We start from the raw sequence: 399 nt of genomic DNA, 5'->3' as shown, positions 1-399 counted from the left end.
ACGGTGACCGCCGCCGCGGTGCAGGCGTCGACGGCCCGCTCGGGGTCGTGGCGGACGGACGGAACGGCAGGGTATCGCGCCTATCAGGGGCACTCCACGTCCGGCCAGTCCGCCGACAACACCGGCTACTGGTTCTACGGGCAGGCGCTCGCGCGGGGTGGCGTGGCGGTGTCCGGGTCGGTGCGTCTGTATCGGGCGACCGGTGCGGGCATGTCGGCGGCGCGGACCGTGTGGCTGGCGCTGCACGGTGCTGCGACGCGACCATCGTCACCTCCCGCGCTGACAACTCAGCCTCGCGCCGCCGGGACAGTGGCACAGGGCGGCACCGTCGACATCGCGCTGACCAGCGCTGAGGTGTCGGCGCTGCTGTCCGGCGCTGCTCGCGGGATCGCTGTCTCG

The 399-nt window shown here is 73.4% G+C and carries 1 protein-coding gene; it reads left to right on the top strand.

From position 1 onward, the window contains the following. Nucleotides 1-399 (top strand): hypothetical protein (locus Q5762_RS37295; protein WP_315896749.1); only part of this gene is annotated, 399 nt, incomplete at both ends.

It is taken from the genome of Streptomyces sp. P9(2023), from assembly GCF_032436795.1.
Taxonomy (GTDB): Bacteria; Actinomycetota; Actinomycetes; order Streptomycetales; family Streptomycetaceae; genus Streptomyces.
This window is presented reverse-complemented; position numbering and strand designations above follow the sequence as displayed.